Here is an 11,936-nt window from a genome sequence, read left to right as displayed (position 1 = left end):
GAGTGTCTAAACTTCAGTTACCTTTACAGTTTTCTGAATCGAGGAGCGAGCAGCAATGGACGGATCACAGAGGCTTGCGGGGTTTCGCGCGAAGTTCCGGGTTGACGAGCTGCTGGTGGCGAGTACCCCTGCCTGGTCGTGGTCGGTGCGACCTGGCCAGGCGACCCTGGGCTGCGGCGTCTTGTCGCTGAATCGTCACGCCGCGAAATTCTCGGAGGTCACGGCTGCAGAAATGTCTGATCTCTCCGGTTTGCTCGGGAAACTCGAGCGGGCAGTGCAGTCGGCCTTCGGCAACGATCGCATCAACTACCTGATGCTGATGATGGTCGATCACCAGGTGCACTTTCACGTCATTCCCCGTTACGCGGCCAGTCGCCAGTTTGCCGGGCTGGAGTGGGACGATCCGGGCTGGCCGGCTTTCCCGGCGTTGACCGAACAGCAGCACGATCGGCGGACAGACGTTCTCGCGCTGATCCACCAGGAACTGCAGGCAGCCTGTGCCGATTGACTGCGCGGCGCCGGATGGGTACATTGTTGATTTATCCGACCCGCATCGCCCAGCTTGCCGATGACGTGGTTATGCACCTGACCGGACGTGTCCGGCCCAATGCCTTCCAGGGCATGCCGATACGCAAGGACAGACAGGCGGTCAAGCGGCTTCTGCTCGAGTTTGCTGATGAGCTCCCCCATCCTGACCAGGAATTCAGACCAAGGCGTCACGACATGGGGCGTCGGCCTGTTTGTCGCCGGCGTCGTCTGGCTGGCAATCTATCGCCACCTGACCGAGTTTGCCGATGCCGTGATTGCCGCCCTGGGCCTCGCTCACGGCACGCATCTGGGCGAGGCGGTGTATTTCTTCTTTTACGATACGCCGAAGGTATTGCTGCTGCTTACCGGCATCGTCTTTCTGATGGGCGTGATCCAGACCTTCTTCTCGCCTGAACGTACCCGGGCGCTGCTCTCGGGCAAACGGGTCGGTGTCGGCAACGTCCTGGCGGCGACCCTCGGCATCGTCACGCCGTTCTGTTCGTGCTCGGCGGTGCCACTCTTCATCGGTTTCCTCTCGGCCGGCGTACCGCTCGGCGTGACCTTTTCCTTCCTGATTTCGGCGCCGATGGTCAATGAGGTGGCGCTGGCACTGCTGTTCGGCCTGTTCGGCTGGCAAGTCGCCGCGCTGTATCTGGGCCTGGGTTTGCTGGTGGCCATTGTGGCCGGCCTGGTGATCGGCAAGCTGAAGATGGAACCTTACCTGGAAGACTGGGTGCAGGGCATTCTTGCCGGAACGGCGCCGGAACTCGCTGGCGAGAGTTTTACCTGGGTCGGCCGCTTCCGTGCGGGCTGGAGTCACGTCAAGGAAATTGTCGGCAAGGTCTGGCCATACATCCTGGCGGGTATCGCCATTGGCGCCGCGATTCACGGCTATGTGCCAGAGGATTTCATGGCGTCGCTCATGGGTAAGGAAGCGCCCTGGTGGTCGCTACCGGCAGCGGTCGCGCTCGGTGTGCCGATGTATGCCAATGCGGCTGGTATGATCCCGATCGTCGAGGCGCTAATCGGCAAGGGGGCTGCTCTCGGCACCGTGCTCGCCTTCATGATGAGCGTCATCGCGTTGTCGCTGCCCGAGATGATCATCCTGCGCAAGGTGCTGCGCATGCGCCTGATCGTCACTTTCGCTGGCGTCGTTGCCGGCGGCATCCTGCTGGTCGGCTACGTCTTCAATCTCGTACTGTAGAAGACTGCTCATTCCCCCTTTTCCTCGCCTGGCCGGTAACGGGAATTTCATTCACCCTGTTTTCAAGAGATTTCGAAAGGAAAATCCTCATGAGAGAAATCAAGGTACTCGGCACCGGCTGCGCCAACTGCCGTAGTACGGTCAGGTTGATTGAGGAAGTCGCTGCGGAGAAAGGCGTGGCCATCAGGCTAAGCAAAGTCGAGGATCTGCGCGAGATCATGCAGTACGGCGTGATGTCCACCCCCGGTGTGGTGGTCGACGGCCAGGTGGTTCACGCAGGGGGCATCCCGGATCGCGCCAGAATTGCCGCCTGGCTATAGGAAGCCAGGCGAGGAAGTCAGCCGGTTTCGCTGGCGAAGAAGCGTTTCTGAAACCACAGCGAGACATTGACGAGACAGATCATGACCGGTACTTCGACAAGCGGTCCGATGACGGCTGCGAAGGCGGCGCCGGAATTGATCCCATAAACGGCCACCGCGACGGCGATCGCCAGTTCGAAGTTGTTGCTTGCCGCGGTGAATGACAGGGTCGCACATTTCTGGTAGCCGGCCCCGACCTTCCGGCTGATGTAAAACGAGAGTACGAACATCAGCACGAAGTAGATCAGCAAGGGGATGGCGATGCGTACCACATCCAGCGGAATGGTCACGATCAGCGTGCCCTTGAGGCTGAACATGACGACAATGGTAAACAGCAAGGCGCCGAGCGTAATCGGGCTGATCCTGGGAACGAAACGTTCCTGATACCACTGCTTCGAGACGAAGCGCAGCATGATCACCCGCGTCAGGAGGCCGGCGACGCAGGGAAGGCCGAGGTAGATCAGAACGCTCTCGGCGATCTGCCCGATCGAGATATCCACCACGGAACCGGAGAGCCCGAACAGTGGCGGCAGCACGGTGACGAACAGCCAGGCATAGACGCTATAGAAGAGCACCTGAAAGATCGAGTTGAAGGCCACCAGGCCGGCAGCATATTCGGTCGAGCCCTTGGCGATCTCGTTCCAGACAATCACCATCGCGATGCAGCGCGCCAGGCCGATCAGAATCAGCCCGACCATGTACTCGGGCTTGTCAGGCAGGAATAGGATCGCCAGCACAAACATCAGGAGCGGCCCGATGACCCAGTTCTGAATCAGCGAGATGCCGAGCACCTTGCGGTCGGCGAAGACATCCGGGAGTTCCTCATAGCGCACCTTGGCGAAAGGCGGGTACATCATCAGGATCAGCCCGAACGCGATCGGGATGTTGGTCGTGCCGACCTGGAAGGAATTGATGAGGTCCTCGATCCCGGGAAAGAAAAACCCCAGGCCGACGCCAAGCGCCATGGCCGCAAAGATCCAGACGGTCAGATAGCGGTCAAGGACGTTGAGTTTGTTCGTTGCAGTGCGCATTTGAGACCTTCGTTCAGGTGAAGCAATGGCTGACGTCTGCGTGGCTTGGTGGAGTGCAGGTTTCCGGAGACCCGTCGCGGTTGTCGGCCACACGACGAAGCGGTTGCCGGCTCAACGAGGGAGTTTACTTGTTTCTATAATTCCAGCATTATAGAATAGTTTTGCACATTCAGATCATCCGCTCGCGGGGAATCCAGTCGAGCACAACCCATCATTCGGAGGAGAGGGACATGACTGTAAAGGTTGGCATCAATGGTTTTGGTCGTATCGGCAGGCTGGCGCTGCGCGCCGCATGGGACTACCCGGAACTGGAGTTCGTGCATATCAACGAAGCGAACGGACCGGTGGAGTCGGCAGCACACCTTCTTGAATTCGATTCGGTCCATGGCCGCTGGCGGCACGATGTCGGGAGCAGCAACGGACGGATGCTGATCGATGGAAAATCGATCAGCTACAGCACCGCCAGGGATGTTGCTGGCGGCCCTTGGCGCGACGCCGGAGTGGACATCGTTCTTGAAGCCAGCGGCAAGTGGCGCACGGTCGAAGAACTGTCGCCCTACCTGGCGGCCGGCGTGCAAAAAGTGATCGTCGCCGCACCGGTCAAGGGTGGCGATACGCTGAACATCGTCATGGGCGTCAATGACCAGTGCTACGATCCGGCCCGCGACCATATCGTCACCGCGGCCTCGTGCACCACCAACTGTCTGGCGCCGGTGGTCAAGGTCGTACATGAGGCGATCGGCATTTCGCACGGCATGATCACGACCATCCACAGCTCGACCAACACCCAGAGCGTGCATGACCAGATGCACAAGGATCTCCGCCGCGCGCGCGCTTCGAGCCTGTCGCTGGTGCCTACGACGACCGGCTCGGCGACTGCGATCGCGCTGATCTTCCCGGAATTGAAAGGCAAGCTCGACGGACACGCGGTGCGCGTGCCGCTGCTCAACGCGTCGATCACCGACTGTGTTTTCGAGATGCAGCGCCCGACCAGTGTCGAGGAGGTCAATGGCCTGCTCAAGGCGGCGGCCGAGGGCGCTCTGAAGGGAATTCTCGGCTACGAGGAACGGCCACTGGTTTCCATGGACTATTGCGGGGATCCTCGCTCGTCGATCGTCGATGCGGCGCACACCCTGGTGATCAACGGCACGCTGGTGAAGATCTACGCCTGGTACGACAACGAGTGGGGTTACGCCAATCGTTACGTCGAACTGGCGCGCAAGCTGGCCGCGTCACTGTAAGTACATGCCCATGGATTCCGTGCCGATCGGGGCCGTCGCTGCCAGCTAGGCGATGGTCGCTGCGAGCGGTTCCACCCTGAAGGACGACGATGAGCGATCCATCTTCAGCAAAGAGCACCGCCGCACATGCCGGCCTGCGCAACTACATCCTGGTGACCGCAGCCTACTGGTCCGACACCGTGACCGACGGCGCCACTCGCATGCTGGTGCTTTTCTATTTCTACAGCCTGGGCTACACGCCTTTTGCCGTCGCTTCGCTGTTCATCTTCTATGAAGTCTTCGGCATTCTGACCAATCTCTTCGGTGGCTACATCGGCGCCCGCTTCGGCCTCAAGACGACATTGTTCATCGGGCTGGGAACGCAGCTCGTGGCACTGTCGATGCTCGCCTTCGCGCCACAGGGCTGGCTGGTGGTCGCCTACGTCATGGTCTCGCAGGCCTTGAGCGGCATTGCCAAGGACATGACCAAGATGAGTTCGAAGAGCGCGGTCAAGCTGATCGTTCCCGAAAATGCCTCAGCGACCCTGTATCGCTGGGTTTCGATCCTGACCGGGTCGAAGAACGCATTGAAGGGCGTCGGCTTTTTCCTGGGCGGTCTGTTGCTGACCCTTCTCGATTTCCAGACCGCGCTCATGCTGCTCGTGGCGCTGGTCGGAGGGACACTTGTCCTGGCCGCGCTACTGATGAGTGGGGGGCTTGGTCAGGCCAACAAGAAAGCAAAGTTCGGGCAGATGTTCTCGCGCAACGGCGCGGTTAACAAGCTTGCCGCAGCGCGCATCTTCCTCTTCGGTGCGCGCGACGTCTGGTTCGTCGTCGGTCTGCCGGTCTTTCTGTCGAGCGTGCTCGGCTGGACCTTCTGGCAGTCCGGGGGTTTTCTTGCGGTGTGGGTGATCGGATACGGCATCGTGCAGGCGGCGACTCCCGGCCTGCTGCGCAGCCGCGTCGAGGAACGGCACGAGCCTGACGGACGGACGGCCACCATTCTCGCCTTCGTCCTCGCCGCGCTGCCGGCGGGCATCGCCCTGGGACTGAGCGCCGGGCTGGCACCGGGCACTGTCGTGGTTGCCGGCCTGATCCTCTTTGGCGCCGTGTTTGCACTGAACTCGGCGGTACACTCCTATCTGATCCTGGCTTACACCGACAGTGACAAGGTGGCGATGAGCGTTGGTTTCTACTACATGGCCAACGCATCCGGTCGCCTGGCGGGAACGGTTCTTTCAGGCGCGCTCTATCAGTGGGGGCTGCAGAGCGGGCCAAGCAATGGCCTGATCGCCTGCCTGTGGGCGTCGACTGCTTTCGTACTGGTGGCCGGCCTGTTGTCGCTTCTGCTGCCACGCCACATCGGTCCGCGCAGCAAGCCGATCAAGCTCGATGACCTGGGCGAATAGTGTAGGGTGGCGTGTAGCCGCCGGTCCAAAAATCTGATCCGGGACAAGAAATCCGGGCGAAAGCCATTGCGTCATGCGTGCCGATTGATGACAATGCGGGCGATGCTCGGGGTAGGTCGTCCCCGATTTTCCGGCAAAGCGGGAGGGGGGCCGACAGCCGTATAACCATGGCAGTGACCGGGCGTCTGCCGGCGACGGGTGCTGATCACTTTGTGGAGTGGGAGGTTGACATGCATCGTAGGGTCTTGGCAAGTGACCGATTGATAGCCGCCTTTCTGTTTGGCTGCGTGCTGTTCAATTACCCTGTTCTCTCTCTTTTCGATCGTCACACGCTGTTCTTGTCGATTCCCCTGGTCTATGCCTATATCTTCTTCGCCTGGGTCGTCGTCATCGCCGTGATGGCTTGGGCGGTCGAACGGCACTTCAAATAGGCGGCGACGATGCTTGAAGCCCCGGTCGTCATCGCTATCTCGCTGATCTATATCGGGCTTTTGTTTGCGGTCGCCTGGTGGGGGGACAAGCGTGCCGATCAGAAAAGGTCGCTGATCGCCAACCCGACCATCTACGCTCTGTCGATGGCCGTTTACTGTACGACCTGGACCTTCTACGGCAGTGTTGGGCGCGCGGCGGTGTCGGGAATCGGTTTCTTGCCGGTCTACCTGGGCCCGACGCTGGTGATGGCGCTCTGCTGGTTCCTGCTGCTCAAGATGATTCGCATCGTCAAGGCCAACCGTATCACCTCGATCGCCGACTTCATTTCCTCGCGCTACGGAAAGAGCCATGTCCTGGGGGGGCTGGTGACGGTCATTGCCGTGCTCGGCATCATTCCGTACATTGCCTTGCAACTCAAGGCTGTTTCCAGCTCGGTCAGTCTCTTGCTCAGCTACCCGGAGATCGTCATGCCGAACCGCAGTGCGACGATGTCGGTAGCCGCCGATATCAGCTTCTACATCGCCCTGATCCTGGCGGCGTTCACGATTGTCTTCGGGACCCGCCATCTCGATGCCACTGAACGCCACGAAGGGATGGTCGCGGCGATCGCTCTGGAGTCCAGCGTCAAGCTGGTCGCTTTCCTGGCGGTCGGGGCGTACGTCACCTATGGCATGTACGATGGTTTCGGTGACATCTTCGAACACATCAACGCCAGTCCGGAGCTGCAGCGCCTGGCGACGGCGATTCCCTCGGGCGGAGGCTACACGGGCTGGTTTTCGCTGATCGTACTGTCGGCGATGGCGCTGCTCTTTCTGCCACGCCAGTTCCAGGTCGCGGTCGTCGAGAATGTCAACGAGGCGCACCTGAAGCGGGCCGCCTGGCTCTTTCCCCTCTATCTGCTGCTGATCAACGTCTTTGTGCTGCCGATCGCGCTCGGCGGCCTGCTGCATTTTGCCGGGCAGGGGGTCGATGCCGATACCTTCGTGCTGACGCTGCCAATGTCACAGCGCCAGGAGTGCCTGACCTTGCTGGTCTTCATCGGGGGCCTTTCGGCCGCGACCGGGATGGTCATCGTCGAAACCATCGCCTTGTCGACGATGGCCTGCAACGACCTGGTGATGCCGCTGCTGATACGCCACAAGCGCGTTGCCCTCGATGAATCCAGGGACCTCTCGCGACTGTTGCTGGGCATCCGGCGTGGCGCCATCGTGGTCATCCTGCTGCTCGGCTACCTCTACTTCCGACTGGCCGGTGAAGCATACGCACTGGTCGCCATTGGCCTGATCAGTTTCTCGGCGGTTGCTCAGTTTGCACCGGCGATGATCGGCGGCATGTACTGGCGGGGAGGAACGCGCGACGGTGCTTTGGCAGGCCTGTCGGCGGGCTTTCTGGTCTGGGCCTATACCTTGCTGCTGCCATCGTTTGCCAAATCCGGCTGGTTGCCGGATGACTTCCTGACGCAGGGCCTGTTCGGGATCGAGTTATTGCGTCCGCAGCAGTTATTCGGCCTGACCGGTTTCGACGAGATTGCCCATTGCCTGTTCTGGAGTTTTCTGGCCAATATCGGCGCTTATGTCGGTTTCTCGCTGCTGCGCCCCCCAACAGCGGCCGAAGCAACACAGGCGACGGTATTTGTCGATGCGCTGAAGGATGCCGGATCGGTCGGGCCAGCGTTGTGGCGAGGGCGTGCGCAAGTCAGTGATTTGCAGGAACTGGTGGCCCGCTTTCTCGGTCCGGCGCGGGCGCAAGCACTATTTACAGCCTATGCACGGCGCCGCGGCGTAGCCAGGGGGGTAATGCCCGAGGCCGATGCGCAACTCGTGCAGTTTGCCGAATCGCTCCTTGCCGGAGCGATTGGTAGCGCTTCGGCACGTGTGATGGTTGCCTCGGTGGCCAAGGAAGAACCGTTGAGCATCGATGAGGTCATGCACATTCTCGACGAAGCTTCACAGTTGCGGACCTACAGCCGCGAACTCGAGCGCAAGTCGCGTGAGTTGACGGCGGCCACGCTCGATCTGCAGGAAGCCAATGAGCGCCTGCAGGAGCTCGATCGCGTCAAGGACGACATCATGTCGTCGGTGACGCACGAACTGCGAACGCCGCTGACTTCGATCCGCGCCTTCTCGGAGTTGCTGCGCGACGATCCCAGGATGCACCTGGCCGATCGCGAGCGTTTTCTGGGTCTGATCGTCAGCGAGGCCGAGCGTCTGACGCGGCTGATCAACCAGACCCTCGACCTGGCGAAGATCGAGTCAGGAAGGGCTGACTGGAATGGCTGCGAGCTGAACCTGAAGGAGGTCATCGAGCAGTCGGTGGCTGCGACCAGTCAATTGTTCCGCGAGAAAGAAGCGCATGTCGAACTCGATCTGCCCGATAATCTGCCCTTGATTCTGGCCGACCGCGACCGTTTGATACAGGTCATGCTGAATCTGCTGTCCAATGCGGTAAAGTTCCTGGCGCAGGGCAGGGGTCGGGTTAAGGTGATGCTGCGCCTGCTGACAGATGGACTGGAAGTCAGTGTCGCCGACAACGGACCTGGAATACGACCGGAAGATCAGCAGTTGATTTTCGAGAAGTTCCGTCAGGTGGGCGACACGATGACCGCCAAGCCGTCAGGAACCGGTCTCGGGCTGCCGATCAGCCGGCGTATTGTCGAGCACTTCGGGGGGAAGCTGTGGGTGGAAAGCGTACCGGGGGAGGGGGCGACCTTCCGCTTTACCCTGCCTTTTGCACCCATTCAGGAGCAAGCGCTTGCGCAGGTTGCGGCAGCGTAGCGGATGGTGGCTATTGATGATCGGAGAGTAGATGAGCAAAAAAATACTGATTGCCGACGACGAGCAAAATATTGTCATCTCGATCGAGTTTCTGCTGCGCCGCGAGGGTTTCGAGGTGCTGGTCGCCGGCGATGGTGAAGAGGCCTTGGCGAAAGTGCGTGCCGAGCGACCGGATCTCGTTCTCCTCGACGTGATGATGCCGAGGATGAATGGTTTCGACGTTTGCCAGGCCCTGCGCGCCGACCCGGACCTGAGCGCGACGCGCATCCTGATGCTGACTGCCAAGGGACGTGACACCGAAGTCAGCAAGGGTCTCGGACTCGGTGCCGATGGCTACATGACCAAACCCTTCTCGACCAAGGAGTTGCTCGCCGAGGTGCGAAAGCTCCTCGGGATGTAGCCGGTGAAGCCCACGCGCAGGCTGCTCCTCGCTGCGCTGGCCGTCAGCCTGTTTCTGCTGGCCTTGGTGCTTGCGACAGCACTCCTGATGCTGGCCAGCGAGGCTGGCGCCAGCGGCGGTGGACGGACGGCCGAGGAAAGGATCGTCGTCCTGTTGGTGCTGCTACTTGCCGCCTGTGCCTGCAGTTTCGGGGTGATTTATCGTTGGTACGAACGCTATGTCAACGCCCCTCTGCGGATGGCCGAAGAGCTGGCTACGGCGCTGGCGCACAGTGGTTTGCGACTGGGGGAGTACCGGGCGAGCGAACTGCAGGTGCTTGGCAAGGCGGTGAACCAATTGCTTACGCTGCGCGAAACTCGTGAGCAAGATGTCGCCGAACGCATACGTGAGGCCCGCGCATCGCTCGAAGAGGAACGCAGCCGTCTGGCTGCGCTGATGGCCGACCTGAGTCAGAGTGTCGTGGTCTGTAACCTTGACGGCCGGGTATTGCTCTATAACCAACGGGCCAAACAGGAACTCTCGACAGCCGCCGACGGCAGTAATGCCGAATTGTTGGGCCTCGGACGTTCGATCTATACGGTCTTTGAGCGCGCGCTCATCGGGCATGCATTGGAACGTCTGCAGCAAGCGAGTCGGGAAGTAAGCAACAAGGACGACAAGAAACTTGTCGGTTCGGTGCAGTTCGTCACCGCGACCCATGCCGGGCGGCTGCTGCGCGCGCATATGTCGCCGGTACTGGGGGAAGATGGCCCGCACCACGCGCGCGTCGGCGGATTTTCAATTACCGGTTTCGTGCTCGTCCTGGAGGACGTCACCAGTACCAACGAGCGGCATGCGCGGCGCGATGTGCTGATCCAGTCGCTAGTCGAGGGCGGGCGTGGACCGCTGGGCAGTATTCGTGCTGCCGGCGAAATGCTCTCCGACTTTCCCGACATGCCGAGCCAGCAGCGCGATCGTTTTCTGCGTGTCATCCGAGACGAGGCAGGCGCTCTGACGGTGCAGTTCGAGAAAGCGGCGAGCGCCTTCTCGAACGATTTGCGTGAGCGCTGGTTGCTCGAGGAAATCCTGGGTGCGGAACTGCTGGCCGTGGCTGCGCGCCGCATCGGAGAGCGACGTTCGAATGAGCGTCGAGCGCTGGCTGTCAAGTCCGAAAACGTTGATGAAGATTTGTGGCTGCGCGTCGATAGTTTTGGGTTGTTGCAAGCCCTTCGCTACTTGGCCTTGCGCCTCCAGGACGAGTATGATGTGCGCGAAGTACGGCTGTCGCTGACCCGCAGCGGATCATTGGCGCAGTTCGATCTGTCCTGGCTCGGAACCTTCATGAACAATGAAACGGCGATGAGCTGGCTGCAGGATCCGATGGCAGTCGCAGGTGAATCGTCACCGCTCAGCGTCACCGATGTGATCGAACGCTGCAACGGCGACATCTGGTTTCAGCGCGAAAGGGTTTCGCATCGCGCCTTTTTCCGGACCATGCTGCCGGTTGCCGAAGCGCCAAGGGATTTGCCGCGGGCGATCGTCCCGGCGCCGGAAGGCGAGCGCCCGGAATTCTACGATTTCGATATCTTCCTCTGGTCGGCCATCAGCCATGAACTCGATGATCAGCCGCTCGCGGATCTGTCCTACACGATTTTCGATACCGAAACGACTGGCCTACAGCCTTCCCAGGGCGACGAGATCATCCAGATCGGTGCGACGCGCATCGTCAATCGCCGGTTGTTGCGCCAGGAATGTTTCGACCAGTTGGTCGACCCGCGACATTCGCTGTCATCTCAGTCTGTGGCTGTCCACGGCATCACCCCGGAACTACTCATCGGGCAGCCGTTCATCGAAGTCGTCCTGCCGAAGTTTCACGCCTTTTGTGCCGACACGGTTCTCGTCGGTCACAACGCCGCCTTCGACATGCGTTTCCTGCAATTGAAGGAGAAGCAAACGGGAGTACGTTTCGATCAACCGGTGCTCGACACCCTGCTGCTCTCCGCCGTACTGTATCCCAATCAGACGACTCATCGTCTAGAGGCCATCGCCGAGCGCCTGGGGGTGTCGGTATTCGGACGCCACACGGCCCTCGGCGACGCCATCGTGACCGGCGAAGTCTTTCTGAAGATGCTGCCCTTGCTTGCCGAGATGGGGATCACGACCTTGCGGCAGGCACGTGAAGCCAGTCAGAGGACTTACCATGCCCGACTCAAGTACTGAGCAGACGAAACGCGTTGCCCCCTTCTCGCCGTACGTTGCCCTGCGTCATCTGGTGCGTGCGCAGAAGCTCACCGTCGGGCCAGCGGTGAGCATCCGTGAGACCTTGCTGCTGCTCGACCGAATGCGAGTCGATGCGGTCGTCGTGGTCGATGCAGACAGTCGTGTGCCGCTGGGAATCGTGACTCTGCTCGACGTGGTTCGCCGGATCGGGATCGAGGATTGCGACCTGCAAGCGCCGATAGCCACGGTGATGACCAGTGGTCTGATTACCGTGCCGGCCGATGGTACGGCACATCAGGCCAGCGTGGTCATGGTGCGTCGTGGCGTGCGCCATCTGGTGCTCACCGAAGCCGATGGCAGTTATACTGAAATAGGTAACA

Annotated in this window: 11 protein-coding genes; 10 read left to right on the top strand and 1 reads right to left on the bottom strand. The window is 60.6% G+C overall.

Annotated elements, in window-relative coordinates; translation table 11 throughout:
• The first annotated feature begins 55 nt into the window (after nt 1-55).
• The 3 genes from AW06_RS19250 to AW06_RS19240 all read left to right on the top strand — a co-directional run bounded on the left by AW06_RS19250 (nt 56) and on the right by AW06_RS19240 (nt 2,052).
• Complete coding sequence (locus tag AW06_RS19250) at nt 56-508, top strand: HIT family protein (protein ID WP_273704919.1); 453 nt, start codon at nt 56-58, stop codon at nt 506-508.
• Nucleotides 509-676: 168 nt separating this feature from the next.
• Entirely contained in the window at nt 677-1,732 is a 1,056-nt protein-coding gene (locus tag AW06_RS19245) for a permease (RefSeq protein WP_034953695.1), read from the top strand.
• Nucleotides 1,733-1,821: 89 nt separating this feature from the next.
• A complete protein-coding gene (locus tag AW06_RS19240; protein WP_034953691.1) occupies nt 1,822-2,052 on the top strand; it encodes a thioredoxin family protein in 231 nt (76 codons plus the stop codon).
• Nucleotides 2,053-2,069: 17 nt separating this feature from the next.
• Here the strand turns inward: AW06_RS19240 and arsB are convergent, their stop codons facing one another.
• Complete coding sequence (gene arsB / locus AW06_RS19235; RefSeq protein ID WP_034953688.1) at nt 2,070-3,122, bottom strand: ACR3 family arsenite efflux transporter; 1,053 nt, start codon at nt 3,120-3,122, stop codon at nt 2,070-2,072.
• 230 nt (nt 3,123-3,352) lie between these two features.
• On the opposite strand from arsB, the gene AW06_RS19230 reads away from it, so the two are divergent.
• The 7 genes from AW06_RS19230 to AW06_RS19200 form a co-directional block, all read left to right on the top strand.
• Nucleotides 3,353-4,363, top strand: a complete 1,011-nt coding sequence (locus AW06_RS19230) for an ArsJ-associated glyceraldehyde-3-phosphate dehydrogenase (protein ID WP_034953685.1) — start codon at nt 3,353-3,355, stop codon at nt 4,361-4,363.
• Nucleotides 4,364-4,452: 89 nt separating this feature from the next.
• Nucleotides 4,453-5,751: an organoarsenical effux MFS transporter ArsJ gene (gene arsJ, locus AW06_RS19225; protein ID WP_034953682.1), complete on the top strand. Its 1,299-nt coding sequence runs from the start codon at nt 4,453-4,455 to the stop codon at nt 5,749-5,751.
• Between the two features lie 230 nt (nt 5,752-5,981).
• Nucleotides 5,982-6,182, top strand: a complete 201-nt coding sequence (locus AW06_RS19220) for a hypothetical protein (RefSeq protein ID WP_034953696.1) — start codon at nt 5,982-5,984, stop codon at nt 6,180-6,182.
• A gap of 9 nt (nt 6,183-6,191) precedes the next feature.
• Entirely contained in the window at nt 6,192-8,957 is a 2,766-nt protein-coding gene (locus AW06_RS19215) for a sensor histidine kinase (RefSeq protein WP_034953679.1), read from the top strand.
• A 31-nt stretch (nt 8,958-8,988) separates the two neighbouring features.
• Entirely contained in the window at nt 8,989-9,357 is a 369-nt protein-coding gene (locus AW06_RS19210) for a response regulator (protein ID WP_034925967.1), read from the top strand.
• A gap of 3 nt (nt 9,358-9,360) precedes the next feature.
• Complete coding sequence (locus AW06_RS19205) at nt 9,361-11,556, top strand: exonuclease domain-containing protein (protein WP_034953674.1); 2,196 nt, start codon at nt 9,361-9,363, stop codon at nt 11,554-11,556.
• A partial coding sequence (locus AW06_RS19200) for a CBS domain-containing protein (protein ID WP_034953664.1) occupies nt 11,537-11,936 on the top strand: 400 nt, incomplete at its 3' end. The genes AW06_RS19205 and AW06_RS19200, both read left to right, overlap by 20 nt.

The organism is Candidatus Accumulibacter cognatus (genome assembly GCF_000584975.1).
Classification (GTDB): domain Bacteria; phylum Pseudomonadota; class Gammaproteobacteria; order Burkholderiales; family Rhodocyclaceae; genus Accumulibacter; species Accumulibacter cognatus.
This window is presented reverse-complemented; position numbering and strand designations above follow the sequence as displayed.

Excerpts from the sequence above, each read along its gene's own strand:
- AW06_RS19250 (WP_273704919.1), top strand. The coding sequence starts at position 56 with ATGGACGGATCACAGAGGCTTGCGGGGTTTCGCGCGAAGTTCCGGGTT.
- AW06_RS19210 (WP_034925967.1), top strand. The coding sequence starts at position 8,989 with ATGAGCAAAAAAATACTGATTGCCGACGACGAGCAAAATATTGTCATC.
- AW06_RS19220 (WP_034953696.1), top strand. The coding sequence starts at position 5,982 with ATGCATCGTAGGGTCTTGGCAAGTGACCGATTGATAGCCGCCTTTCTG.
- arsJ (WP_034953682.1), top strand. The coding sequence starts at position 4,453 with ATGAGCGATCCATCTTCAGCAAAGAGCACCGCCGCACATGCCGGCCTG.
- AW06_RS19215 (WP_034953679.1), top strand. The coding sequence starts at position 6,192 with ATGCTTGAAGCCCCGGTCGTCATCGCTATCTCGCTGATCTATATCGGG.
- AW06_RS19240 (WP_034953691.1), top strand. The coding sequence starts at position 1,822 with ATGAGAGAAATCAAGGTACTCGGCACCGGCTGCGCCAACTGCCGTAGT.
- AW06_RS19245 (WP_034953695.1), top strand. The coding sequence starts at position 677 with ATGAGCTCCCCCATCCTGACCAGGAATTCAGACCAAGGCGTCACGACA.
- arsB (WP_034953688.1), bottom strand. The coding sequence starts at position 3,122 with ATGCGCACTGCAACGAACAAACTCAACGTCCTTGACCGCTATCTGACC.
- AW06_RS19230 (WP_034953685.1), top strand. The coding sequence starts at position 3,353 with ATGACTGTAAAGGTTGGCATCAATGGTTTTGGTCGTATCGGCAGGCTG.